Below are 24,247 nucleotides of genomic sequence, written 5' to 3' on the forward strand. Positions count from 1 at the left end.
AGCCTGGACCGGATCGAAGCGGATTACTCCAACATCCTCTAACCCACTACAGACCGATCGTTCCCACGCTCTGCGTGGTAACGCCGCCATGGACGCTCTGCGTCCACTGTGACGCGGAGCGTCACGGGATGCATTCCCACGCAGAGCGTGGGAACGATCATCGGGGGAGATCAGCCTTCGACGGCGGGAATATGCCCAAACATTTCCTGAGTAAACGCCACCCGCTCTTCAGCCGTCTCCACCACCCCACGCGCCTTCAGCTCTTCCAGCCGTGCCTCAACCGCGTGCGTACGCAACGTCAGCCCACAGTCGTTAGCGATCTGAATATTCAACCCCGGCCGCGCATTCAGCTCGAGAATCAGCGGGCCTTTCTCCTGATCCAGCACCATATCAACACCGATATAGCCCAACCCGCACAGCTCATAACAGCCCGCCGCGAGTTTCATGAAACCGTCCCAGTAGGGCAGTTGCACGCCGTCCACCGCGTTGGTGGTGTCGGGGTGTTTGGTGATGATGTTGTTCAGCCAGGTGCCGCGCAACGTCAGACCCGTCGCCAGATCGACACCGACGCCAATCGCGCCCTGGTGCAGGTTGGCCTTGCCGCCGGATTGCCGGGTCGGCAAACGCAGCATCGCCATCACCGGATAACCCATCAGCACAATGATGCGGATGTCCGGCACGCCTTCATAACTGATGCTTTTGAAGATCTGATCCGGGGTCACCCGGTATTCGATCAGTGCACGGTCACGGTGGCCACCCAGCGAGTACAAACCGGTGAGAATGCTCGAGATGTGGTGCTCAAGCTCCTCGTGGTCAACGATCTTGCCCGACACCGTGCGATAACGGCCTTCGAAACGGTCGGCGACGACGATGATGCCGTCACCGCCAGCGCCCTGAGCGGGTTTGATCACGAAGTCGCTGCGCCCGCCGATGATCTCGCCGAGCTTGTCGATTTCCTTCTCGGTGGAAATCACGCCATACAGCTCCGGCACGTGAATGCCGGCCTCGATCGCGCGTTCCTTGGTGATGATCTTGTCATCGACGATCGGGTACAGGCTGCGCTTGTTGTACTTGAGCACGTAGTCGGCGTTACGCCGATTGATGCCCATGATGCCGCGCGCTTCCAGCGCCTTCCAGGTCTTCCAGAAACCGAACATCAGGCGTCAGCCTTCTTCAGGAAAGCCTTGAAGCGCACCAGTTCGGTCAGGCGGTAGCCGCGATAACGACCCATCGCCAGCATGAAGCCGACCAGAATCAGCAGGATCGCCGGGAAGGTGAACACGAAGTACACCAGCTCAGGCACGGTCATGATCAGGTGCGCCAGGGACGCCGCGAACAGCGTGCCGATCGCCACTTTCATCGCATGGCTGGCGCCGCGTTCTTCCCAGGTGATCGACAGGCGTTCGATGGTCATGGTCAGAATCACCATCGGGAACAGCGCCACGGACAAGCCGCGCTCCAGGCCGAGTTTATGGCTGAACAGACTGATCGCCGCGATCAGCACCACGACAAAGGTCAGCACCACCGAGAGTCGCGGCAGCATTTGCAGCTTCAGGTGTTCCAGATAGGAACGTAATGACAGGCCCAGCGCCGTGATCACGGTAAACAGCAGAATGCCGAAGCCCAGTTGCGTCTCGCGGAAGGCGAGGGCGATCAGTACCGGGGTGAATGTGCCGAGGGTTTGCAGGCCGATCAGGTTGCGCAGGATCAGGATCACCAGCACTCCGATCGGGATCATCACCATGATCATGAACGTTTGCTGAGTTTGCAGCGGCAAGCCGTACAGCGAGTATTCGAGGAAGTTGGCGTCGGTGTTTTCGTCGGTCAGCTTGGCCAGACGAATTGCGTTCATCTCGCTGTTGTTCAGGCTGAAAGTCACGTTGGCTTTTTTGCCGCCGTCGACGGTGATCAGGTTTTCATCGCCGGTCCACCACAGCAGGCGGTCGGTCGGCAGGCCTTGCTCGCCGGTTTCCGGGTTGAAATACAGCCAATCGTTGCCGTTGAAGCTGCGCAGCCACAGTTCGGGCATTTGCGGTTGATCGGCGACGAGGCGGATGGTGTGGACTTTTTCCACCGGTACGTGGGCGATGGACAGCAGCAATTCGACGATTTTGGCTTTGTGCGCAGTCGACGGATCGCCGGCCAGCAGCAATTTCACATTGTCGTCGTTGAGGTTGTTGACGCGTTTGATCGCTTCGCCGATGAAAGTTTCGACATCAGCCGAGTGTTGGCGGATCGGTGCGAGCAGGGCCTCGGCAGCGATTTTTTCCGGGCCTTCGATGGCGATGCTGTCGCGGAAGGTCGGGCCTTTGACCTTGGATTTTTCCGCGGTGTAACGCTTGGTCAGCACCAGACGGTAATAAAGGGTCTGGTTGCCCTTGGCGCGACGTGCCGACCAGGTGACCTTGCGGTTGCCGTCGACACGGTTCACCGCGACGCCGTAGTTATTGGAAATAAAACTCTCATTGAGGCTGACGTAATCGCGGCTCAGCGGCGGTACGAACATCTGGATCTTTACCGGATCCTTGGTGCTGGCGACGAACTCGACTTTGGCGTCGATGTTCCACAAGTCGTCGGTCGCATCTTCGGTCACCGGGATGCCGAGTACGAAAATCTGATAGGCCGTAACCGAAACGCCCAGTAACACCAAAATGGTGATCAGGATTTTCAGGTGGAAGGTTAGAGAACGCATGGAAATTACTCGGCGGTATGAGCGGCGATGGTGCAGGCGGGTTTGCCGGCAGCGTATTTAAGACTGGGGTCGACCAGCGCGTCGAAGCGTTTCAACGCTTCGGAGCCGATCAAAAGCGGGTATTGGAACGCACTTCGGTCGGTCAGGTTCACTTCGATGCTGCGCATCGCCGTGCCCATGCAGATATCCAGCTCGATTACCGGACGGGCGGTGTACTTCTTGCCTTCTTCCGGGTCGTAGTCGCCGGCGCGGCGTTTGATTTTGCTGACGCGGGCCAGTGGCCGTTCGATCGCGTGCGAATGCGCAGCGTCGATCGCCAGGTAGAAACGTACCCAGGACTCACCGTTGCGTTTAAAGCCTTTGATGTCGCGGGCGCTCAGCGAGGCGGTTTTCGCGCCGGTGTCGAGTTTGGCCGCGACTTCGAGATTGATGCCGTCAAGCGAAGCGTATTCGTTGAGGCCGTACACGGTTTTTTCCCCCGCGGCGGCGAGGCCGGGCAGGCAAAACAGGGCAAAGAATGTGGGAAAAGGCTTGAGTCTCATAAATCCTGGTGCGCAGCGTTCCGTGGTCGGTTCAGGTGCCTGGCAAGACTTGCGCAAGCGCCTGCGTGTGCCTGGCAGCTTTTTATGACAAGCCGTACAAATGGCCAGCAAATGCGGGCGGCATTCTAGCACGGTGGTTTTATGGCGCCAGCGCTGGGGGCGGTCTATACAAGATCCAAAGATCGCAGCCTTCGGCAGCTCCTACACTGATCCCTGTAGGAGCTGCCGAAGGCTGCGATCTTTTAAGGTTATTAGACGATTGTCGACAATACCCATTTATCCTTTGACTGATTCGGCTGAATTAGCTAGTTTTTGCCGCATTGGATTTAAAGGTGTCGACAATCATGCTGGATCAACTCGATCCCCCGGTCATCAACGGTGACGATTCCGAGACGCTCTCGGAAAACGTCTTCCGGCGTATTCAGGCGGCCATCGTCAAAGGCGAGATCGCCCCGGGCAGCAAAATCTCCGAGCCGGAACTGGCGCGCACTTACGGCATCAGCCGTGGACCATTGCGTGAGGCGATTCACCGACTCGAAGGCCAGCGCCTGTTGGTGCGCGTCCCGCACGTCGGCGCGCGCGTGGTCTCGCTCAATCATGCCGAGCTGATCGAACTCTACGAAATCCGCGAATCCCTCGAAGGCATGGCCTGCCGTCTGGCGGCCGAACGCATGAGCGTCGAAGAAATCGACGAACTACGCCGGGTGCTGGAAACCCACGAGCGCGACGCTGCGTTTCAGGCCGGCGTCGGCTACTACCAGCAGGAAGGCGATTTCGACTTTCACTACCGGATCATTCAGGGCAGCGGCAACCGCACGCTGACCCAAATGCTCTGCGGCGAGCTGTATCAACTGGTGCGCATGTACCGCATCCAGTTTTCTACCACGCCGAACCGTCCACGCCAGGCCTTTGCCGAACACCACCGGATTCTCGATGCCATCGCCGACCGTGACGGCGAGCTCGCGGAATTGTTGATGCGCCGCCACATCGGCGCCTCGAAACGCAACATCGCCCGTCATTACCAGGACGGCGCCCACAATAAGACAGCCACTGAACGAGGTGAGTCATGAGTTCCAAGCACAGCACTCCAGGCCAGCGTTTCCGCGATGCGGTCGCCAGCGAGCATCCATTGCAAGTGGTCGGCGCGATCAACGCCAACCACGCGCTGCTGGCCAAGCGCGCCGGTTTCAAGGCGATCTACCTGTCCGGTGGCGGGGTGGCCGCAGGCTCGCTCGGCGTGCCTGATCTGGGCATCACCGGTCTGGATGACGTGCTCACCGACGTGCGCCGCATCACCGACGTTTGCGATCTGCCGTTGCTGGTCGATGTCGACACTGGTTTCGGCTCTTCGGCGTTCAACGTCGCGCGCACGGTGAAGTCGATGATCAAGTTCGGCGCGGCGGCGATTCATATCGAAGATCAGGTGGGCGCCAAGCGCTGTGGCCACCGTCCGAATAAAGAGATCGTCAGCCAGCAGGAAATGGTCGACCGCATCAAAGCCGCCGTCGATGCGCGCACCGATGACAGCTTTGTGATCATGGCGCGTACCGATGCGCTGGCGGTGGAAGGTCTGGAATCGGCACTGGATCGCGCCGCCGCGTGCATCGAGGCTGGCGCCGACATGATTTTCCCGGAAGCCATCACCGAGCTGGAGATGTACAAGCTGTTCGCCAACCGTGTGAAAGCGCCGATCCTGGCCAACATCACCGAATTCGGCTCGACGCCGCTGTACACCACCGAGCAACTGGCCGGCGCCGATGTGTCGCTGGTGCTGTATCCGCTATCGGCGTTCCGCGCAATGAACAAGGCTGCGGAAAACGTCTACACGGCGATCCGCCGCGACGGCACGCAACAGAATGTCATCGACACCATGCAGACTCGCATGGAGCTTTACGATCGTATTGATTACCACACGTTCGAGCAGAAGCTCGATGCGTTGTTTGCTGCGAAGAAATAATCAACGCCACGTAGGAGCAAAGCTTGCTCGCGAAGACGACCGGACATTCAATATTTGCGTCGCCTGATACACCGCTTTCGCGAGCAAGCTCAGCTCCTACAAGTGCAAGTACAAGTTTCCCCTACAAATTCAAGAAAAATGGAGACAACAATGGCCGAAGCAAAAGTACTCAGTGGCGCCGGGCTCCGTGGCCAGGTTGCCGGGCAAACCGCACTGTCCACCGTGGGCCAGGCCGGTGCCGGGCTGACCTATCGCGGCTACGACGTGCGCGAACTGGCAGCCGATGCGCAATTTGAAGAAGTCGCCTACCTGCTGCTTTACGGCGAGCTGCCAACCCAGGCGCAACTCGACGAATACCAAGGCAAGCTGAGCAAGCTGCGCGACCTGCCGCAAGCGCTGAAGGAAGTGCTCGAACGCATCCCCGCCGACGCCCACCCGATGGACGTGATGCGCACCGGCTGCTCGTTCCTTGGCAACCTCGAACCGGAGAAGGACTTCTCCGAGCAGCGCGACAAGACCGACCGTTTGCTCGCCGCATTCCCGGCGATCATGTGCTACTGGTATCGCTTCAGCCACGACGGCAAGCGCATCAACTGCGTGAACAGCGAGCCAACCATCGGCGGCCACTTCCTGCACCTGCTGCACGACAAGAAGCCAAGCGAACTGCACGTCAAAGTGATGAACGTGTCGCTGATCCTTTACGCCGAGCACGAATTCAACGCCTCGACCTTCACCGCCCGTGTTTGTGCATCGACGCTGTCCGATCTGTATTCCTGCGTCACCGCAGCCATCGGTTCGCTGCGCGGTCCGTTGCATGGCGGCGCCAACGAAGCGGCGATGGAAATGATCGAACGCTTCTCGTCGCCTGAAGACGCGATCAAAGGCACCCTCGGCATGCTCGAGCGCAAAGACAAGATCATGGGTTTCGGCCACGCGATCTATAAGGACAGCGACCCGCGCAACGAAGTGATCAAAGGCTGGGCGAAACAGCTGGCTGATGAAGTCGGTGACAAAGTGTTGTTCCCGGTTTCCGAGGCCATCGACAAGACCATGTGGGAACAGAAAAAACTCTTCCCGAACGCCGATTTCTACCATGCCTCGGCGTACCACTTCATGGGCATTCCGACCAAGCTGTTCACGCCGATCTTCGTCTGCTCGCGCCTGACCGGCTGGGCCGCGCACGTGTTCGAACAGCGCGCCAACAACCGCATCATCCGCCCAAGCGCCGAGTACATCGGCGTCGAACAGCGCAAGTTCGTGCCAATCGAACGTCGCTGAATGGTGAGTGCCAACTCCTGATCGCTCCCCTGTAGGAGCCGAGCTTGCTCGCGAAGGCGTCATGTCAGCCAACACATGACTGACAGATAAACCGCTTTCGCGAGCAAGCTCAGCTCCTACAAGGGCACGGCGAACCGGCTTGCTCACCTCTTGAAACCACCGTGCCCCGAGTCCTGACCCGATGAACACAGAATTCCGCAAAACCCTGCCCGGCAGCCCTCTGGATTATTTCGACGCCCGCGCGGCGGTCGAAGCGATTCAGCCCGGCAGTTACGACACCCTGCCGTACACCTCCCGCGTGCTGGCGGAAAACCTCGTGCGTCGCTGCGACCCGGCCACGCTCACCGATTCCCTCAAGCAACTGATCGAACGCAAACGCGACCTCGATTTCCCGTGGTTTCCGGCGCGTGTGGTCTGCCACGACATTCTCGGCCAGACCGCGCTGGTCGACCTCGCTGGTCTGCGCGACGCCATCGCGTTGCAGGGTGGCGACCCGGCGCAAGTCAACCCGGTTGTGCCGACGCAACTGATCGTTGACCATTCGCTGGCTGTCGAAGCCGGTGGTTTCGATGCCCAGGCGTTCGAGAAAAACCGCGCCATCGAAGACCGTCGCAACGAAGACCGTTTCCACTTCATCAACTGGACCAAAAAGGCTTTCAAGAACGTTGATGTGATCCCGCCGGGCAACGGCATCATGCACCAGATAAACCTGGAGAAAATGTCGCCGGTGATTCAGGTGCGTGAAGGTGTGGCGTTCCCCGACACCTGCGTCGGCACCGACAGCCACACCCCGCACGTCGATGCCTTGGGCGTGATCGCCATCGGCGTTGGCGGTCTCGAAGCCGAGAGCGTGATGCTCGGTCGCGCGTCGTGGATGCGTCTGCCGGAAAGCGTCGGTGTTGAACTGACCGGCAAGCTGCAACCGGGCATCACCGCCACCGACATGGTGCTGGCGCTGACCGAATACCTGCGTAAACAGAAGGTCGTTGGCGCATGGCTGGAGTTCTTCGGCGAAGGCGCCGCTGCGCTGACCCTCGGCGACCGCGCAACCATCTCCAACATGGCCCCGGAATACGGCGCCACGGCAGCGATGTTCTACATCGATCAGCAGACCATCGATTACCTGAAACTCACCGGTCGTGAAGACCAGCAAGTGCAGCTCGTCGAGCAATACGCCAAGCTGACCGGCCTGTGGGCAGACAGCCTGAAAGGCGCGCAATACGAGCGCGGTCTCACTTTCGATCTGTCTTCGGTGGTGCGCAACATGGCCGGCCCGAGCAACCCGCACGCCCGCGTCGCGACCTCGGATCTGGCGGCCAAAGGCATCTCCGGTCAGTGGGAAGAAGTCCCCGGGCAAATGCCTGACGGCGCGGTGATCATCGCCGCCATCACCAGTTGCACCAACACCAGCAACCCGCGCAACGTCATCGCCGCTGGCCTGATCGCGCGCAACGCCAACAAGCTCGGCCTGACCCGCAAACCGTGGGTGAAATCTTCGCTGGCGCCGGGTTCGAAAACCGTTGCGCTGTATCTCGACGAAGCAGGGCTGACCACTGAACTGGAGCAGCTCGGTTTCGGCGTCGTCGCCTTCGCCTGCACCACGTGCAATGGCATGTCCGGCGCGCTCGATCCGGTGATCCAGCAAGAGATCATCGACCGCGATCTGTATGCGACTGCGGTGCTCTCGGGCAACCGCAACTTCGACGGCCGCATCCACCCGTACGCCAAGCAAGCGTTCCTCGCTTCGCCGCCGCTGGTGGTGGCGTACGCCATCGCCGGCACCATCCGTTTCGACATCGAAAAAGATGTGTTGGGCGTGGTCGACGGCAAGGAAATCCGCCTGAAAGACATCTGGCCGAGCGACGAAGAAATCGACGCCGTGGTGAAGTCTTCGGTCAAGCCTGAGCAGTTCCGTCAGGTCTACATTCCGATGTTCGCCGTCCACGAAGACACCGGCCCGAAAGTCACGCCGCTGTACGACTGGCGCGAGATGAGCACCTACATCCGCCGTCCGCCGTACTGGGAAGGCGCGCTGGCCGGCGCACGTCCGCTGAAGGGCATGCGCCCGCTGGCGGTGCTGCCCGACAACATCACCACCGATCACCTGTCGCCATCGAACGCGATCATGCTCGACAGCGCCGCTGGCGAATACCTGGCGAAAATGGGCTTGCCGGAAGAGGACTTCAACTCGTACGCCACGCACCGTGGCGACCACTTGACCGCACAGCGCGCGACCTTCGCCAACCCGAAACTGTTCAACGAAATGGTCGTGGAAAACGGCAAGGTCAAACAGGGTTCGCTGGCGCGGGTCGAGCCGGAAGGCAAGGTCATGCGCATGTGGGAAGCCATCGAAACCTACATGGAACGCAAGCAGCCGCTGATCATCATTGCCGGCGCCGATTACGGTCAGGGTTCATCCCGCGACTGGGCGGCGAAAGGCGTGCGTCTGGCCGGTGTCGAAGCGATTGCCGCCGAAGGTTTCGAGCGCATTCACCGCACCAACCTGGTGGGCATGGGCGTGTTGCCGCTGGAGTTCAAAGCAGGCACCGACCGTCACACCTTGGCCATCGACGGCAGCGAAACCTACGACGTGATCGGCGAGCGCAAACCGCGCGCGGACCTGACGCTGGTGATCCATCGCAAGAACGGCGAGCGCGTTGATGTGCCGGTGACTTGCCGTCTGGATACCGCAGAAGAAGTGTCGATCTACGAGGCCGGCGGCGTGTTGCAACGTTTCGCTCAGGACTTCCTTGAAGAGTCGGCGGTTGCCGTTTAAATCTACTGATGCAGGCGTGAGATCTCGGTCTCACGCCTGTGGATAAGGAGCACCATGGCTCACTCACCACAAATAAAAATCCCCGCCACCTACATGCGCGGCGGCACCAGCAAAGGCGTGTTTTTCAGCCTCAAGGATTTGCCCGAAGCAGCGCAGATTCCCGGGCCGGTTCGCGACGCTTTATTGCTGCGCGTGATCGGCAGCCCCGACCCGTACGACAAGCAAATCGACGGCATGGGCGGCGCCACTTCAAGCACCAGCAAAACCGTGATCCTGTCGAAAAGCCTCAAGGCTGATCACGACGTCGATTACCTGTTCGGCCAGGTCTCCATCGACAAGCCATTCGTCGACTGGAGCGGCAACTGCGGTAACCTCTCGGCAGCGGTCGGTTCGTTCGCCATCAGCAATGGCTTGGTCGACGCGAGCCGCATTCCGCACAACGGTGTTGCAGTGGTGCGCGTGTGGCAGGCCAACATCGGCAAAACCATTATTGCTCACGTGCCGATCACCAACGGCGAAGTGCAGGAAACCGGTGATTTCGAACTCGACGGCGTGACTTTCCCGGCCGCCGAAGTGCAAGTCGAATTCATGGATCCGGCGGCGGAAGAAGAGGGCGGCGGTGGCTCGATGTTCCCCACCGGCAACCTGATCGATGAGCTGGAAGTGCCGGGTGTCGGCACGTTCAAAGCGACGATGATCAACGCCGGCATCCCGACGATTTTCGTCAACGCCGAAGACATCGGTTACACCGGCACCGAGCTGCAAGGCGCGATCAACAGCGATCCGAAAGCATTGCAGATGTTCGAGACGATTCGTGCTTATGGCGCGCTGCGCATGGGCCTGATTGCCAATCTGGATGAAGCGGCGAAACGGCAACACACGCCGAAAGTCGCGTTTGTCGCCAAGCCTGCGGATTACGTGGCGTCCAGTGGTAAGGCGATTGGCGCTGGTGATGTCGATTTGCTGGTGCGCGCGTTGTCGATGGGCAAGTTGCACCACGCGATGATGGGCACGGCGGCGGTGGCGATTGGTACGGCGGCGGCTATTTCCGGCACCTTGGTGAACCTTGCGGCGGGCGGCGTTGAACGCAATGCCGTGCGCTTCGGGCATCCGTCCGGGACGTTGCGGGTTGGTGCTGAAGCCAGTCTGGAAAACGGCGAGTGGATCGTCAAAAAAGCCATCATGAGCCGCAGTGCTCGGGTGCTGATGGAAGGCTACGTCCGCATCCCCGGAAATTCTTTCTGACTAGCGAACCTTTTCCCTCACCCCAGCCCTCTCCCGGAAGGAGAGGGGGCCGACCGAGGTGTCTGAAGTTGTACGCCGACCTGAAAGATCGAGTCGATTATGGATTCTCACGGCTGACCGATGTGTCTGAGGATGTGCATTGGCCTGATCGATTATGGATTCAGCGCAGATCGTTCAAGTCGGTGAAGCTCTACAGCATCCCCCAATCAGTTCCCTCTCCCTCGGGAGAGGGCTAGGGTGAGGGGCCACCCACAGAAGAAACGCAAATCAAGCAGGCATCCCAGACCTGCAATCAACCAACCCAGCCAAGCCCTGAGGAAGACCGCACCACTCATCATTCCCGCACAGGAGAACCGCAATGAGCGCCAACGTCGACCTGAACAACCGCCCCGACTACGACCGTGTCCTGCAGGACATCGCCGACTACGTCCTCACCTTCAAAACCGAATCCGCCGAAGCCCTCGACACCGCCCGCAATTGCCTGATGGACACGTTAGGCTGCGGCCTGCTCGCACTGCGTTTTCCCGAATGCACCAAACACCTCGGCCCGATCGTCGAAGGCACCGTTGTGCCGTTTGGCGCACGCGTCCCCGGCACTTCCTATCGTCTCGACCCGGTCAAAGCCGCGTGGGACATCGGTTGCATCGTTCGCTGGCTCGACTACAACGACACCTGGCTCGCCGCCGAGTGGGGCCATCCATCCGACAACCTCGGCGCGATTCTCGCGGTGGCCGATCATCTCTCGCAAAAACGCGTGGCCAATGCTGAAGCGCCGCTGACGATCCGCGATGTGCTCGAAGCGATGATCATGGCTCACGAGATTCAAGGCGTGATCGCCCTGGAAAACTCCTTCAACCGCGTAGGACTTGATCACGTCATTCTGGTGAAAGTCGCCTCCACCGCCGTCACCGCCAAACTGATGGGCGCCAATCGCGAACAACTGTTGTCGGCGTTGTCCCACGCTTTCGCCGACGGCCAAGCGCTGCGCACTTATCGTCATGCGCCAAGCGCCGGCTCGCGAAAATCCTGGGCGGCGGGGGATGCGTCGAGTCGTGGCGTGCGCCTGGCCGACATCGCCATGCGCGGCGAGATGGGCATTCCCGGGGTGCTGACGTCAAAACAGTGGGGCTTTTATGAGGTGCTGTTCAGCCACAGCAACAACGATCTGGCGCTGAAACCGGAAGAAAAACGCGCTTTCAGTTTCTCGCGCGCGTTCGGCAGTTACGTGATGGAAAACGTCCTGTTCAAGATCAGCTTCCCCGCCGAATTTCATGCGCAAACGGCCTGCGAAGCGGCGGTGACCTTGCACCCGCAAGTGCGCAATCGTCTGCACGAAATCGACCGCATCGTCATCACCACTCACGAATCGGCGATCCGCATCATTTCCAAAGTCGGGCCGCTGGCCAATGCCGCTGACCGTGACCACTGCATCCAGTACATGACCGCCGTGCCGCTGGCCTTCGGCAATCTGGTCGCCGAGCAATACGAAGACGATTTCCACAAGGCGCACCCGATCATCGATGTGCTGCGCGAGAAAATGGTCATCGTCGAAGAGCCGCGTTTCACCCGCGAATACCTGGAGCCTGACAAGCGCTCGATTGCCAACGCCGTGCAGGTGTTTTTCAAGGATGGCAGCAGCAGCGAAAACGTCGTCGTGGAATACCCGATCGGCCATCGTCGCCGCCGCGCCGAGGGCATTCCGTTGCTCGAAGACAAGTTCAAAGCCAATCTGGCGACGCGTTTTACCGGTCAGCGCAGCGGCGAGATCTTCGCGCTGTGCAAGGATCAAACCCGACTCGAGTCCACCCCGGTAAACCGCTTCGTCGACCTGTTCGTGATCTGAAGGTACAAACACGCTCCCTGTAGGAGCTGCCGCAGGCTGCGATCTTTTGACGTTGATGTTTAAAAACAAGATCAAAAGATCGCAGCCTGCGGCAGCTCCTACACGGACGATTTTCGCCATTTTTCGATGGGCAATTTGGTGATGGCAAAACCGCTCAACAAAATCGCCGAATAGATCATCAGCTCCCGGGACAGGGTTTGCCCCTCGTACCAGGCGCCGATGATCACGGCGAACACCGGGAAAATGATAAACACGAACGACAGGATGATCGGGCTCAGGCGTTTCAGCAGCAGAAAATAAACGATAAACCCGCCCACCGAGGCCACCAGCCCGAGGTAGAACAGCGCGCCCCACGAGCGTGCCGTGATGTTCTCGAACACCGGTGTTTCGACGCTCAATCCGACAATAAATAACATCGCCCCGGCAATGCCGATCGGCAGCGTGTTGTAGGTGATCACGCTGATCGCGCTGCCGTGTTTTTTCGTCACCACGTAGCACAGCGCATGCATCACGGCGGCGCAGAGAATCGCCAGCACCCCCAGCCATTCCGCCTGATCCAGATGCAAACCCTGACTGCGAATAATCATGAAAAGACTGCCAAAACCGATGGCAATGCCGAGCATCTGCGACGGGTAGATTTTCTCGCGCAGAAACAGCGCGGAAAACAGCAGGATAAACACCGGCATGCAACTGAACAGCAACGCCGTCAGGCCCGACGACACGTGCATTTCGCCGTAATTCAGCAGGTAGTAGGGCAGGCTGAAATACGACAGCGTGACGAACACAAAAAAACCGCGGCTCTGCCGAGGGAACAGCAGCGGTTCTTTACGCAACAACGCGAAACTCAAAAACAGTGGAAATGCGATGAGAAAGCGCAGCCCGGCCGCGGTCAGTGGCGGCACACTTTCTACAGCAATCTTGATCCCCAGCCACGTCGTGCCCCAACTCAGGCAGACGATCAGAAACAACGTGCTGGTGATCAACCCGGCAAGCCAGGGTTTGCTGATGCTTATCGGTGTGCTGACGGCGGTCGACATACTGTGTGCTCCGAGCGGCGGAATTGACCTGGTCACAGAAAAGGTCTATCCCTGATTGAACCTGTTTTCAGCACGCTATTCGGGGCGCGAATGACTGTCAAAGTAAGTATTGCCATGGTGTCAATCCTCCGTGATGGCCTCACTCACGGCGTCGGCATGAAGTACCAGCGCCTCGCCGATGCAGTGGAAAAAGCTATCGCTGAAGGCGTGATCGACGCTGGCTGCAAATTACCGCCGCACCGATTGTTGGCTGATAGCCTCGGCGTCACCATCGGTACGATCAGCCGCGCCTACGGTGAGCTGGAGCGTGTGGGATTGGTCGTCGCCCGTGTAGGCGATGGCACTTACGTGCGTCAGAGAGGGATGGAACGGCCGCAGGACAAAGGCTTTCGCAATGTCAGCGATGAGCCGCCCGCCTGTTTCGACATGAGCCGCAATCAGCCGATTCCGGGGCAGGAAGCGGCGTTTATGAGCCAGAGTCTGCAAGCATTGGCCAATGATCCGCGAGTGTTGCAGCAATTGACTGGATACAGCGCAGAAGGCGGCATGGCGCGGCATCGGCAGGCCGGGGCGGTGTGGTTGCAGCACGACGCGTTTGTGCCGCACGCCGATCAGGTGTTGTGCGTCAACGGCGGCCAGCACGGTTTGTTGTGTGCGTTGATGGGTTTGCTCAAGGCCGGCGACACGGTGGTGACCGAGCATTTGTCCTACCCCGGATTGCTCAGTGTCGCTCGTCAGCTCGGGATAAAACTGATCGGCGCGGCGATGGATGACGAAGGGCTTTTACCGTCAGCGCTGGAGGAAATCTGCCGTCAGCATCGCGTTTCGGCGCTGTATTGCACGCCGACCATCCAGAATCCTACGGCGGCGGTGATGTCCGTCCCACGGCGCGAGGCGATTGCCGAGGTCTGCCGTCAGCACAATCTGCTGATTCTCGAAGACGAAGCCCACGCCGTGCTGGATCGTCAGCGGCCTTTGCCGCTGAGTTATTTCGCGCCGGAGCGTTCGGTGTTGATCGGCAGTTTGAGCAAGGCTGTTTCGGCGGGATTGCGCGTGGGTTATCTGCATGCGCCGCAAGCGTTGATCGGCCGTTTGAGTTCAGCCATTCGCGGTACATGCTGGATGGCCAATCCACTGGCGATGGAGGTGGCGAGTCTGTGGATCGAAAACGGCTTGGCCGAGCGCTTGCTGGATGAGCAGATTGACGAGATTGGCCGGCGTAAGGCGTTGGTGGTCGGGGCGCTGGAGGGCTTGAATTACAAGACGCACAGCCACAGTCCGCATTTTTGGGTCGAGGTGCCGGAAGGCTGGCGGGCGTCGCAGATTGCGGCGGAGTTGAAGGAGAATAATTATCTGGTGGCAACCGCAGAGGCGTTTGCGGTCGGGCATGCGGCGGTGCCGCAGTGTATTCGGGTGAGTGTGTGTAATTCGGTGGGGGATGATCGGTTGTTGCTCAGCGGGTTTGAGGCTCTGGCGCAAGCATTAACCGAGACCGTGTAATCGTTCTTCGCGAGCAAGCCCGCTCCCACATTTGGAATGCATTCCAGTGTGGGAGCGGGCTTGCTCGCGAAGGCGTCAGCTCAGGCAGCACACAACTACTTGAACCGCCGCTCCACGCCTTTCTCCACCAGAATCTTCGCCGAAATCTCTTCCACCGAAAAATGCGTCGAATTGATGTGCGGAATGTTTTCGCGGCGGAACAGATTCTCCACTTCGCGCACTTCAAATTCGCACTGCGCATAACTCGAATAGCGGCTGTTGGGCTTGCGCTCGTTGCGGATCGCGGTGAGGCGATCCGGGTCGATGGTCAGGCCAAACAGCTTGTGCTGGTGCGCACGCAGGGCGGCGGGCAGGGTCAGGCGCTCCATGTCGTCTTCGGTCAGCGGATAGTTGGCTGCGCGGATGCCGAACTGCATGGCCATGTACAGACACGTCGGTGTCTTACCGCAGCGCGACACGCCCACTAGTATCAAATCGGCTTTGTCGTAATAGTGCGTGCGCGCACCGTCGTCGTTGTCGAGGGCGAAGTTCACCGCCTCGATACGCTCCATGTAATTGGAGTTGTGGCCGATCGAATGCGACTTGCCGACGGTGTAGGAAGAATGCTCGGTCAGTTCCTGCTCAAGCGGGGCGAGGAAGGTCGAGAAAATATCGATCATGAAACCATTGGACGTTGCGAGAATCTCACGAATGTCCTGATTGACAATGGTGTCAAAGATGATCGGGCGAAAGCCGTCGGTGTCAGCGGCTTTGTTGATTTGTTGTACCATGGCCCGCGCTTTTTCAACGCTGTCGATGTACGGTCGCGTGAATTTGCTGAAGGTAATGTTTTCGAACTGCGCCAGAAGGCTTTGACCCAGGGTTTCGGCGGTGATGCCGGTGCCATCGGAGATAAAGAAAGCAGATCGTTTCATTTGCACCTTGGGCCTTAAGCTAATGAGCATTTCTGGATATGATAGGCGCGATTTGTTGGCCGCCAGTGGCCAGCATTCTCACTTATTTTCCAGGTCCAGGCCATATAACCGGCCAACGCTCCCCCGAGCAGCCGGTTTCTGAGCTTTTCCAACACAGTTAGTGGAGAGATCACCTTGGTAGAGTACGTAGTTTCCCTCGATAAGCTCGGCAAACACGATGTTGAGCATGTGGGGGGCAAGAACGCATCCCTGGGCGAGATGATCAGTAACCTGGCAGGCGCCGGTGTTTCGGTCCCCGGCGGCTTCGCCACGACGGCTCAGGCCTATCGTGATTTCCTCGAACTGAGCGGCCTCAACGACCAGATCCACGCGGCCCTCGACGCGCTCGATGTCGACGACGTCAACGCCCTGGCCAAAACCGGCGCACAGATCCGTCAATGGATCATGGAAGCTGAATTCCCTGAAAAACTGAATGCCGAAATCCGCACCGCGTTCGCCGCGCTGTCGGCCGGCAACCCTGATGTGGCCGTGGCCGTGCGTTCTTCCGCCACCGCCGAAGACTTGCCGGACGCTTCGTTCGCCGGTCAGCAGGAAACCTTCCTGAACATCCGTGGTGTGGAAAACGTTATCCGCGCCGCCAAAGAGGTGTTCGCGTCGCTGTTCAACGACCGTGCGATTTCCTACCGCGTGCACCAGGGCTTCGACCACAAACTGGTCGCCCTGTCGGCTGGCGTGCAGCGCATGGTGCGTTCGGAAACCGGTACTGCCGGCGTGATGTTCACCCTCGACACCGAATCCGGTTTCCGTGACGTCGTGTTCATCACCGGCGCCTACGGCCTGGGTGAAACCGTCGTACAAGGCGCGGTGAACCCGGATGAATTCTATGTCCACAAGGGCACGCTGGAAGCCGGTCGTCCGGCGATCCTGCGTCGCAACCTGGGCAGCAAAGCGATCAAGATGATCTACGGCGACGAGGCCAAGGCCGGTCGTTCGGTCAAGACCATCGACGTCGACAAGGCTGACCGCGCGCGTTTCTGCCTGTCCGACGCTGAAGTCAGCGAACTGGCCAAGCAAGCGATGATCATCGAAAAGCACTACCAGTGCCCGATGGACATCGAGTGGGCCAAGGACGGTGACGACGGCAAGCTGTACATCGTGCAGGCCCGTCCGGAAACCGTGAAAAGCCGCACCCAGGCCAACGTCATGGAACGTTACCTGTTGAAAGAAACCGGCACCGTGCTGGTGGAAGGTCGCGCCATCGGCCAGCGCATCGGCGCCGGTAAAGTGCGCATCATCAAAGACGTTTCCGAAATGGATAAAGTCCAGCCGGGCGACGTGCTGGTTTCCGACATGACCGACCCGGACTGGGAACCGGTAATGAAGCGCGCCAGCGCCATCGTCACCAACCGTGGCGGCCGTACTTGCCACGCGGCGATCATCGCCCGTGAGCTGGGCATTCCGGCAGTGGTTGGTTGCGGCAACGCCACCCAACTGCTGAAGGATGGCCAGGGCGTGACCGTTTCGTGCGCCGAAGGCGACACCGGTTACATCTTCGAAGGCGAACTGGGCTTCGACATCAAGAAAAACTCCGTGGATGCCATGCCGGAGCTGCCGTTCAAAATCATGATGAACGTCGGCAACCCGGATCGCGCCTTCGACTTCGCGCAGCTGCCGAACGCCGGTGTGGGCCTGGCCCGTCTGGAGTTCATCATCAACCGCATGATCGGTGTGCACCCGAAAGCGCTGTTGAACTACGACGGTCTGCCGCAGGAAATCAAAGACAGCGTCGACAAGCGCATCGCCGGTTACGACGATCCGGTTGGCTTCTACGTCGACAAACTGGTCGAAGGCATCAGCACCCTCGCTGCAGCGTTCACGCCGAAAAAAGTCATCGTGCGCCTGTCGGACTTCAAGTCCAACGAATACGCCAACCTGATCGGCGGCAAGCTCTACGAGCCGGAAGAAGAAAACCCGATGCTGGGCTTCCGTGGCGCGTCGCGTTACATCAGCGAATCGTTCCGCGATTGCTTCGAACTCGAATGCCGTGCGCTGAAACGTGTGCGCAACGAGATGGGCCTGACCAACGTCGAAATCATGGTGCCGTTCGTCCGTACCCTCGGTGAAGCGAGCCAGGTCGTCGATCTGCTGGCTGAAAACGGCTTGAAGCGCGGTGAAAACGGTCTGCGTATCATCATGATGTGCGAACTGCCATCCAACGCGATCCTCGCTGAAGAATTCCTCGAATTCTTCGACGGCTTCTCGATCGGCTCCAACGACCTCACTCAGCTGACGCTGGGTCTGGATCGCGACTCGGGCATCATCGCGCACCTGTTCGACGAGCGTAATCCTGCGGTGAAGAAGCTGCTGGCCAATGCGATTGCCGCGTGCAACAAGGCCGGCAAGTACATCGGTATCTGCGGTCAGGGCCCGTCCGACCACCCGGATCTGGCCAAATGGCTGATGGAGCAGGGCATCGAAAGCGTGTCGCTGAACCCGGACTCCGTGCTGGAAACCTGGTTCTTCCTGGCCGAAGGCCAAGCGCAGGCTTAATGAGAATGTAAGCGGCCCGCTCCCCTTGTAGGAGCAGAGCTTGCTCGCGAAGACGGACTGACATTCAACAACGATGTCGACGGATACACCGCTTTCGCGAGCAGGCTCACTCCTACAAAGGGCAGGGCTTTGAGATTGAAGTAGGGCGGGCTCCTGTAGATGCCGCCCTTTTTTGTGCAAGAGCATTATGCAAAGCAGCAGCAACCTATTTCCTGTCGCCCTGATCAGCGCCGAGCGGCGCGGCGATCTGAGCGAAGACGTTTATCGTTTGAAACCCGGCAACAGCCCGGACTGGTCCGTGGAGATCGCCGTCACCCGTTTGGGCATGGCCGACGACACGGCGCCCCGTGGCGTGCCGGTGATTCTGTTGCACGGCAGCTTTTCCAATCGGCGCTTCTGGTTTTCACCGAAGGGCCTGGGACTCGGCGCGTATCTGACGCGGCTGGGTTTCGATGTGTGGATTCCAGAGATGCGCGGCCACGGCCTGTCGCAGCGCAATGAGGAATACCGACGCAATCGCGTTTCCGACTATGCCAAATACGATCTGCCGGCGATTGCCGCGTTCGTGCGTGAGCAGAGCGGTCAGATTCCGCACTGGATCGGCCATTCGCTGGGTGGTATCACTTTGGCGGCGGCGCTCGGGGGGGAATACCTCGGCGAGCCGGCAGTTGCCTCTGCGGCGTTTTTCGGCACGCAGGTCAGTCGCACGTATTGGCCGCTGAAAATCCCGCCGGTGGAATGGAGCGGGCGCTTTATTCTCAAGCGTTTCGCGCAGTTGTCCGGCTCACGCCTCAAGCGCGGCCCGGAAGACGAGCCGATCGGTCTGGCCATCGAGAGCATGCGCTGGTACGGCTTGTTCGGCCGCTTTGGCGACAAGGACAAGGATTGGTGGGCAGGCTTGGCCGAGGTTCAGGTGCCGGTGCTCGCGGTGACAGCCGCTGGTGATCATCAGGATCCGGCGTGGGCGTGTCGCAAGCTGTTCGAGCAGCTCGGCTCCGAGCACAAGCAATTCATCAATCTCGGTCACGAGCAGGGTTTCAACGACAATTTCGGCCATGTCGAAATGTTGGTGAGCAAAGCCGCGCAAGCTGAAGTGTGGCCGCTGGTGGCGCGTTGGTTGAAGGATCAACAGACGCCGTTGCTCGGCGAGAAGGCGGATCTGGCCGCTGCAGTCTGAATCAGAGGCTCTGAAAAGGGCATTTCGTTCGGATCGGCTTGCGGCTAAGATATGACGCATTGTGCGGTTCTGGTCATTTTTAGCGGCTGTTTAGCTATTACGTTTCAGCGTATGTTCAGGTTCAGTCAGCGACCATGGCATGGACTAAGGTAAACAGCGGCCGCCGGAACTCGTCTCTATAGCGTGCGTCATCCTTGATCGTCTTCCTTTTTACAGGAGTTTTTCGATGAACCATTACCTTACGCCTGACCTGTGCGACGCCTATCCGGAGCTGGTGCAGGTGCTGGAACCGATGTTCAGCAATTTCGGTGGCCGTGATTCGTTCGGCGGCGAAATCGTGACCATCAAATGCTTCGAAGACAACTCGCTGGTCAAGGAACAAGCCGAACTCAAGGGCAACGGTAAAGTGTTGGTCGTGGATGGCGGCGGTTCGCTGCGCCGTGCATTGCTCGGTGACATGATTGCCGAGAAAGCCGCGAAGAATGGTTGGGAAGGGCTGGTGATCTACGGTTGCATCCGTGACGTCGACGTCATTGCGCAGACCGATCTGGGCGTGCAGGCGCTGGCCAGCCACCCGATGAAAACCGAAAAACGTGGCCTCGGCGACCTCAACGTCCCGGTGACTTTCGCCGGTGTGACGTTCCACCCGGGCCACTACATTTATGCGGACAACAACGGCGTGATCATCTCGCCGAGCCCGCTGCAAATGCCTGAATAAGGCTTCGACAAAGGGATGCGGATGTTCGAGGAAGAAAACGCGCAATGGGGGCTGGTGCATGCCCTCGTGCTGGACGGTAAAGGCGGCGCGCGTTCGATAGCCCGGACTGAGCTCGACGATTTGCAGCTGCAGGCGCATGAAAGTCTGTGGCTGCATTGGGATCGCAGCCATCCGCAAACCCAGACCTGGTTGCGCAAATCCAGCGGTCTCAACGAATTCACCTGCGACCTGCTGCTGGAAGAAAACACCCGGCCGCGTTTGTTGCCACTGCCGGATTCCGAACTGTTGCTGTTCTTGCGCGGGGTCAACCTCAATCCGGGTGCCGAGCCGGAAGACATGGTTTCGGTGCGGATTTTTGCCTCAGCTCAGCGCGTCATTTCTCTGCGTTTGCGTCCACTGCGTGCCACGGATGAGTTGCTGGCGCAATTGGCGGACGGCAAAGGCCCGAAAACCGCTTCTGAACTCATCCTTTATCTGGCGCAATTCCTCACCAACAAGGTGCAGGATCTGGTCACTTGCCTCTCGGAAATCGCCGATGAGGAAGAAGAAAAGATGGATGCCGACGAACGGTATGCCCCCGAGCACGGAGCGATTTTGCACATCCGGCGCAGGGCTGCCGGACTGAAGCGTTTTCTTGCACCGCAGCGGGATATTTTCGGACAGCTCACGCGGATAAAATTGCCGTGGTTTGTCGAAGATGATGCCGACTACTGGAACGAATTGAACAACAGCCTGACGCGTTATCTCGAAGAGCTCGAATTGACCCGGGAGCGCGTGGGGCTGGTGCTGGAGGCTGAAGACCGGCGTTTGAGCGAGCGCATGAATCGCACGATGTACCGCTTCGGCATCATCACCTGCATCTTTTTGCCGATGAGTTTTATCACCGGTCTGCTGGGTATCAATGTCGGCGGAATTCCGTTCTCCAACAGCCCATATGGCTTCCTGATTGCCTGTTTGACGGTGCTCGCCCTGGCCTTCGGTCAGTGGTGGTTGTTCCGTCGATTGCGCTGGGTGTGACCATGCAACATGTGACCCGACCAAATCTGCCCGCGTCTTTCACAGACATCACGAGAGGTGCGTATGCACGATCCGTTTGAACAGTCTTTGCGCGACATGCTCAACGCCTCACCGTCCGGTCGTGACGACGATGCGTGCTTGGGCCGCGTACTCAAAACCGCCAACCGCCAGGTCGGTGCCGGTGATCTTTTCAGCCTGCTGGGCCGCTGGCTGCCCGCGCTGATGATCGCCCTGAATAATGGATCGGCGCATGTCTCGCCGGTTTCCCGTCTTCGTAAACCTACCGCTCGCACTGCTGATAAGGCTGATTGAATATGGAACTTGACCTCTGGACTCAGAGCCTCGTCACTGCAATGACTGCGTTGTGGACCAAAGTCGCTAACTTCATTCCGAACCTGTTCGGCGCACTGGTTGTGCTGCTGTTGGGTTTCGTCGTGGCCAAACTGCTCGACACCTTGTTGTCCAAACTGCTGGCCAAACTCGGCCTCGATCGCCTGATGGGCGGCACCGGTCTGACCAAGTTGATGTCGCGTGCCGGCCTGCAAGTGCCGATCTCGACCCTGATCGGAAAAATCGTTTACTGGTTCGTTCTGCTGATATTTTTGGTTTCTGCAGCAGAATCCCTTGGACTTGAGCGAGTTTCAGCTACGCTGGACATGCTGGCGCTGTATTTGCCGAAGGTCTTCGGCGCCGCGTTGGTGTTGCTGGTCGGTGTTTTGCTCGCACAATTGGCCAATGGCCTGGTGCGCGGGGCGGCAGAAGGCGTAGGCCTCGACTACGCTTCGGGGCTGGGGCGGATTGCGCAGGGGCTGGTGATCATTATCAGCATCTCGGTGGCGATCAGTCAGCTTGAGGTCAAGACCGACCTGCTGAACCATGTGATTGTCATTGTGTTGATTACCGTTGGTCTGGCGGTTGCGCTGGCCATGGGTTTGGGAAGCCGGGAAATTGCCGGTCAGATTCTTGCGGGAATCTATGTGCGTGAGTTGTATCAGGTTGGGCAACAAGTGCGTGTTGGCGAGGTCGAAGGGCAGATCGAAGAGATCGGCACGGTTAAAACCACATTGCTGACCGATGAGGGTGAGCTAGTCTCTCTTTCCAATCGGATCCTGCTGGAACAGCATGTGAGTAGCCGCTAATCCGGCAAACCCTGCTAATGTATGCCGCCGCTAAATGCCAGCTGATGCTGGCTGCGGCGGACATTGACCTGACTGTCGGCACGACTTGTTTTGAATAAAGCCCAAACGCTATCCACGCGCTACGACCCCCGCGAGCTCTCTGATGAGGAGTTGGTCGCGCGCTCGCACACCGAGCTTTTTCACGTGACGCGCGCTTATGAAGAACTGATGCGGCGTTACCAGCGAACATTATTTAACGTCTGTGCGAGATATCTTGGGAACGATCGCGACGCAGACGATGTCTGTCAGGAAGTGATGCTGAAGGTGCTGTATGGCCTGAAGAACTTCGAGGGGAAATCGAAGTTCAAGACATGGCTATACAGCATCACTTACAACGAATGCATCACGCAGTATCGGAAGGAACGGCGAAAGCGTCGCTTGATGGATGCTTTGAGTCTTGACCCCCTGGAAGAAGCGTCTGAAGAAAAGATGCCGAAACCCGAGGAGAAGGGCGGACTCGATCGCTGGCTGGTGTATGTGAACCCGATTGACCGTGAAATTCTGGTGCTACGATTTGTCGCAGAACTGGAATTTCAGGAGATCGCAGACATAATGCACATGGGTTTGAGTGCGACAAAAATGCGTTACAAACGTGCTCTAGATAAATTGCGTGAGAAATTTGCAGGCATTGCTGAAACTTAGTTCAGCGCAAATATCTCTTACGTGTAGGCAAGTTCTGATAGACTTGCCGCCGAGTTGTCCCCCGGTTTGCGGGACTGCTTCACAATCACCAGATGGGGATTTAACGGATGAAACTGAAAAACACCTTGGGCTTGGCCATTGGTTCTCTTATTGCTGCCACTTCGTTCGGCGCTCTGGCACAAGGCCAAGGCGCAGTTGAAATCGAAGGCTTCGCTAAGAAAGAACAATTCGACAGCGCTCGTAACTTCAAGAACAACGGCAACCTGTTCGGCGGTTCGATCGGTTACTTCCTGACCGACGACGTTGAACTGCGTCTGGGCTACGACGAAGTGCACAACGTGCGTTCCGACGACGGCAAGAACGTTAAAGGCGCTAACACCGCTCTGGACGCTCTGTACCACTTCAACAACCCAGGCGACATGCTGCGTCCATACGTCTCGGCCGGTTTCTCCGACCAGAGCATCGACCAGAACGGTTCGAACAGCCGTGACCGTTCGACCTTCGCTAACGTTGGTGGCGGCGCCAAGCTGTACTTCACTGACAACTTCTACGCCCGTGCTGGCGTTGAAGCTCAGTACAACATCGACAAAGGCGACACCGAGTGGGCTCCAAGCGTCGGTATCGGTGTGAACTTCGGTGGCGGCTCCAAGCCTGCTGCTGCTCCAGTTCCAGCACCAGCTGAAGTTTGCTCCGACAGCGACAACGATGGCGTTTGCGACAACGTTGACAAGTGCCCGGACACCCCAGCCAACGTAACTGTTGACGCTGACGGCTGCCCAGCAGTTGCTGAAGTTGTTCGTGTTGAGCTGGACGTTAAGTTCGATTTCGACAAATCTGTTGTTAAAACCAACAGCTACGGCGACATCAAGAACCTGGCTGACTTCATGAAGCAGTACCCATCCACCACCACTACTGTTGAAGGTCACACTGACTCCGTCGGTCCTGACGCTTACAACCAGAAACTGTCCGAGCGTCGTGCAAACGCCGTTAAGCAAGTTCTGACCAACCAGTACGGTGTTGAATCGTCCCGCGTTCAGTCTGTTGGCTACGGCGAATCCCGCCCAGTTGCTGACAACAAAACTGACGCTGGCCGCGCTGTAAACCGTCGCGTAGAAGCGCAGGTTGAAGCTCAAGCTAAGTAATTAGCTGCCGCTCTGAGGAAAGCCCGGCTTAGGCCGGGC

The 24,247-nt window shown here is 58.7% G+C and carries 20 protein-coding genes; 15 read left to right on the forward strand and 5 right to left on the reverse strand.

The window, feature by feature from the left end:
• Positions 1 to 170: 170 nt before the first annotated feature.
• The 3 genes from GVL50_RS24980 to GVL50_RS24990 are packed head-to-tail and all read right to left on the reverse strand — an operon-like array spanning position 171 to position 3,234.
• Positions 171 to 1,157, reverse strand: coding sequence for an alpha-L-glutamate ligase-like protein (locus GVL50_RS24980; RefSeq protein ID WP_053116864.1), 987 nt, complete (start codon positions 1,155 to 1,157; stop codon positions 171 to 173).
• Positions 1,157 to 2,692 (reverse strand): inactive transglutaminase family protein, encoded by a 1,536-nt coding sequence (locus tag GVL50_RS24985; RefSeq protein ID WP_159815415.1) that lies wholly within the window; start codon positions 2,690 to 2,692, stop codon positions 1,157 to 1,159. The genes GVL50_RS24980 and GVL50_RS24985 overlap by 1 nt, the downstream gene beginning before the upstream one ends.
• Before the next feature lie 5 nt (positions 2,693 to 2,697).
• Positions 2,698 to 3,234, reverse strand: a complete 537-nt coding sequence (locus tag GVL50_RS24990; RefSeq protein ID WP_159815416.1) for an ATP-dependent zinc protease — start codon at positions 3,232 to 3,234, stop codon at positions 2,698 to 2,700.
• 347 nt (positions 3,235 to 3,581) lie between these two features.
• Between GVL50_RS24990 and GVL50_RS24995 the strand changes: the two genes are divergently transcribed.
• From GVL50_RS24995 to prpD, 6 genes are all read left to right on the forward strand, one after another.
• Positions 3,582 to 4,304, forward strand: coding sequence for a GntR family transcriptional regulator (locus GVL50_RS24995; protein ID WP_172680069.1), 723 nt, complete (start codon positions 3,582 to 3,584; stop codon positions 4,302 to 4,304).
• Positions 4,301 to 5,191 carry a methylisocitrate lyase gene (gene prpB, locus GVL50_RS25000; protein ID WP_007916432.1) on the forward strand — a complete coding sequence of 297 codons (891 nt, stop codon included), beginning with the start codon at positions 4,301 to 4,303 and terminating at the stop codon, positions 5,189 to 5,191. Before GVL50_RS24995 ends, prpB begins: the two co-directional genes overlap by 4 nt.
• A 150-nt stretch (positions 5,192 to 5,341) precedes the next feature.
• Positions 5,342 to 6,469: a 2-methylcitrate synthase gene (gene prpC, locus GVL50_RS25005; RefSeq protein WP_159815417.1), complete on the forward strand. Its 1,128-nt coding sequence runs from the start codon at positions 5,342 to 5,344 to the stop codon at positions 6,467 to 6,469.
• A 181-nt stretch (positions 6,470 to 6,650) separates the two neighbouring features.
• Positions 6,651 to 9,245 carry a Fe/S-dependent 2-methylisocitrate dehydratase AcnD gene (acnD, locus tag GVL50_RS25010; RefSeq protein WP_053116869.1) on the forward strand — a complete coding sequence of 865 codons (2,595 nt, stop codon included), beginning with the start codon at positions 6,651 to 6,653 and terminating at the stop codon, positions 9,243 to 9,245.
• Positions 9,246 to 9,299: 54 nt separating this feature from the next.
• Entirely contained in the window at positions 9,300 to 10,490 is a 1,191-nt protein-coding gene (prpF, locus tag GVL50_RS25015) for a 2-methylaconitate cis-trans isomerase PrpF (protein WP_159815418.1), read from the forward strand.
• A gap of 358 nt (positions 10,491 to 10,848) precedes the next feature.
• Positions 10,849 to 12,333 carry a 2-methylcitrate dehydratase gene (prpD, locus tag GVL50_RS25020; RefSeq protein ID WP_159815419.1) on the forward strand — a complete coding sequence of 495 codons (1,485 nt, stop codon included), beginning with the start codon at positions 10,849 to 10,851 and terminating at the stop codon, positions 12,331 to 12,333.
• Between the two features lie 98 nt (positions 12,334 to 12,431).
• Here prpD and GVL50_RS25025 read toward each other — a convergent pair whose 3' ends face one another.
• Positions 12,432 to 13,370 carry a DMT family transporter gene (locus tag GVL50_RS25025; protein ID WP_159815420.1) on the reverse strand — a complete coding sequence of 313 codons (939 nt, stop codon included), beginning with the start codon at positions 13,368 to 13,370 and terminating at the stop codon, positions 12,432 to 12,434.
• A 90-nt stretch (positions 13,371 to 13,460) separates the two neighbouring features.
• On the opposite strand from GVL50_RS25025, the gene GVL50_RS25030 reads away from it, so the two are divergent.
• Entirely contained in the window at positions 13,461 to 14,870 is a 1,410-nt protein-coding gene (locus tag GVL50_RS25030; protein ID WP_159815421.1) for a PLP-dependent aminotransferase family protein, read from the forward strand.
• Positions 14,871 to 14,965: 95 nt separating this feature from the next.
• Here GVL50_RS25030 and GVL50_RS25035 read toward each other — a convergent pair whose 3' ends face one another.
• Positions 14,966 to 15,784 carry a pyruvate, water dikinase regulatory protein gene (locus GVL50_RS25035; protein WP_053118702.1) on the reverse strand — a complete coding sequence of 273 codons (819 nt, stop codon included), beginning with the start codon at positions 15,782 to 15,784 and terminating at the stop codon, positions 14,966 to 14,968.
• Positions 15,785 to 15,958: 174 nt separating this feature from the next.
• On the opposite strand from GVL50_RS25035, the gene ppsA reads away from it, so the two are divergent.
• The 8 genes from ppsA to GVL50_RS25075 all read left to right on the forward strand — a co-directional run bounded on the left by ppsA (position 15,959) and on the right by GVL50_RS25075 (position 24,208).
• Positions 15,959 to 18,334 (forward strand): phosphoenolpyruvate synthase, encoded by a 2,376-nt coding sequence (ppsA, locus tag GVL50_RS25040; RefSeq protein WP_159815422.1) that lies wholly within the window; start codon positions 15,959 to 15,961, stop codon positions 18,332 to 18,334.
• A 187-nt stretch (positions 18,335 to 18,521) separates the two neighbouring features.
• Positions 18,522 to 19,511, forward strand: coding sequence for an alpha/beta fold hydrolase (locus GVL50_RS25045; protein WP_159815423.1), 990 nt, complete (start codon positions 18,522 to 18,524; stop codon positions 19,509 to 19,511).
• Between the two features lie 226 nt (positions 19,512 to 19,737).
• On the forward strand, positions 19,738 to 20,229 hold the full coding sequence (gene rraA / locus GVL50_RS25050) for a ribonuclease E activity regulator RraA (RefSeq protein WP_053118708.1): 492 nt from the start codon (positions 19,738 to 19,740) through the stop codon (positions 20,227 to 20,229).
• A gap of 21 nt (positions 20,230 to 20,250) precedes the next feature.
• A complete protein-coding gene (locus GVL50_RS25055; RefSeq protein ID WP_159815424.1) occupies positions 20,251 to 21,246 on the forward strand; it encodes a zinc transporter ZntB in 996 nt (331 codons plus the stop codon).
• A gap of 63 nt (positions 21,247 to 21,309) precedes the next feature.
• The gene (locus tag GVL50_RS25060) at positions 21,310 to 21,558 is read left to right on the forward strand and encodes a hypothetical protein (protein ID WP_053118712.1); all 249 of its coding nucleotides are present in this window, start codon (positions 21,310 to 21,312) and stop codon (positions 21,556 to 21,558) included.
• A gap of 2 nt (positions 21,559 to 21,560) precedes the next feature.
• Positions 21,561 to 22,385: a mechanosensitive ion channel domain-containing protein gene (locus GVL50_RS25065; RefSeq protein ID WP_007916401.1), complete on the forward strand. Its 825-nt coding sequence runs from the start codon at positions 21,561 to 21,563 to the stop codon at positions 22,383 to 22,385.
• Between the two features lie 90 nt (positions 22,386 to 22,475).
• Positions 22,476 to 23,066, forward strand: a complete 591-nt coding sequence (gene sigX, locus GVL50_RS25070; RefSeq protein WP_053118714.1) for an RNA polymerase sigma factor SigX — start codon at positions 22,476 to 22,478, stop codon at positions 23,064 to 23,066.
• 107 nt (positions 23,067 to 23,173) lie between these two features.
• Entirely contained in the window at positions 23,174 to 24,208 is a 1,035-nt protein-coding gene (locus GVL50_RS25075; RefSeq protein WP_053118716.1) for an OmpA family protein, read from the forward strand.
• Positions 24,209 to 24,247: the final 39 nt, after the last annotated feature.

Origin of the sequence: Pseudomonas sp. 18058, from assembly GCF_902706155.1 — a bacterium.
Taxonomy (GTDB): domain Bacteria; phylum Pseudomonadota; class Gammaproteobacteria; order Pseudomonadales; family Pseudomonadaceae; genus Aquipseudomonas; species Aquipseudomonas rustica.

What these genes read in the sequence shown, in the direction of transcription:
- GVL50_RS24980 (WP_053116864.1), bottom strand. Translation starts at nt 1,157, where the DNA reads ATGTTCGGTTTCTGGAAGACCTGGAAGGCGCTGGAAGCGCGCGGCATC.
- GVL50_RS24985 (WP_159815415.1), bottom strand. Translation starts at nt 2,692, where the DNA reads ATGCGTTCTCTAACCTTCCACCTGAAAATCCTGATCACCATTTTGGTG.
- GVL50_RS24990 (WP_159815416.1), bottom strand. Translation starts at nt 3,234, where the DNA reads ATGAGACTCAAGCCTTTTCCCACATTCTTTGCCCTGTTTTGCCTGCCC.
- prpB (WP_007916432.1), top strand. Translation starts at nt 4,301, where the DNA reads ATGAGTTCCAAGCACAGCACTCCAGGCCAGCGTTTCCGCGATGCGGTC.
- prpC (WP_159815417.1), top strand. Translation starts at nt 5,342, where the DNA reads ATGGCCGAAGCAAAAGTACTCAGTGGCGCCGGGCTCCGTGGCCAGGTT.
- acnD (WP_053116869.1), top strand. Translation starts at nt 6,651, where the DNA reads ATGAACACAGAATTCCGCAAAACCCTGCCCGGCAGCCCTCTGGATTAT.
- prpF (WP_159815418.1), top strand. Translation starts at nt 9,300, where the DNA reads ATGGCTCACTCACCACAAATAAAAATCCCCGCCACCTACATGCGCGGC.
- prpD (WP_159815419.1), top strand. Translation starts at nt 10,849, where the DNA reads ATGAGCGCCAACGTCGACCTGAACAACCGCCCCGACTACGACCGTGTC.
- GVL50_RS25025 (WP_159815420.1), bottom strand. Translation starts at nt 13,370, where the DNA reads ATGTCGACCGCCGTCAGCACACCGATAAGCATCAGCAAACCCTGGCTT.
- GVL50_RS25030 (WP_159815421.1), top strand. Translation starts at nt 13,461, where the DNA reads ATGACTGTCAAAGTAAGTATTGCCATGGTGTCAATCCTCCGTGATGGC.
- GVL50_RS25035 (WP_053118702.1), bottom strand. Translation starts at nt 15,784, where the DNA reads ATGAAACGATCTGCTTTCTTTATCTCCGATGGCACCGGCATCACCGCC.
- GVL50_RS25045 (WP_159815423.1), top strand. Translation starts at nt 18,522, where the DNA reads ATGCAAAGCAGCAGCAACCTATTTCCTGTCGCCCTGATCAGCGCCGAG.
- rraA (WP_053118708.1), top strand. Translation starts at nt 19,738, where the DNA reads ATGAACCATTACCTTACGCCTGACCTGTGCGACGCCTATCCGGAGCTG.
- GVL50_RS25055 (WP_159815424.1), top strand. Translation starts at nt 20,251, where the DNA reads ATGTTCGAGGAAGAAAACGCGCAATGGGGGCTGGTGCATGCCCTCGTG.
- GVL50_RS25060 (WP_053118712.1), top strand. Translation starts at nt 21,310, where the DNA reads ATGCACGATCCGTTTGAACAGTCTTTGCGCGACATGCTCAACGCCTCA.
- GVL50_RS25065 (WP_007916401.1), top strand. Translation starts at nt 21,561, where the DNA reads ATGGAACTTGACCTCTGGACTCAGAGCCTCGTCACTGCAATGACTGCG.
- GVL50_RS25075 (WP_053118716.1), top strand. Translation starts at nt 23,174, where the DNA reads ATGAAACTGAAAAACACCTTGGGCTTGGCCATTGGTTCTCTTATTGCT.